Origin of the sequence: Gordonia malaquae (assembly GCF_037148075.1) — a bacterium.
GTDB lineage: Bacteria > Actinomycetota > Actinomycetes > Mycobacteriales > Mycobacteriaceae > Gordonia > Gordonia malaquae.
The window spans coordinates 1-223 of sequence record NZ_JBBCUB010000015.1 but is presented as its reverse complement, the minus strand read 5'-3'; the positions used below and the strand labels follow the sequence as shown (position 1 = coordinate 223).

The 223-nt window shown below is 68.6% G+C and carries 1 protein-coding gene; it reads right to left on the bottom strand.

Annotation, left to right across the window (positions count from 1 at the left end):
- Window positions 1–223: DUF222 domain-containing protein (locus WFK36_RS22720; protein WP_336794518.1), on the bottom strand; the 223-nt coding region annotated here is incomplete at both ends.

Below are 223 nucleotides of genomic sequence, written 5' to 3'. Positions count from 1 at the left end.
GGCGGCGGCGAGGGCCTCGGCGTCGGCACCGTAGGCAGTCCCGTGCGGGGACTCCGGGTCGTCCGGGTTGTTCATCCCTGGCTCTGCCCAGAGGGTGAGAATTGCTTCGAGCTTTGCTCGAAGCGACGGCGACAGTTGCGCCCGGATCTTGGACATCAGCCGCTTGTCCTGCGGCTGGATCGCGAATCCCCGCGTCCGGGCGCGATCGGCGTCATCGGTCAGC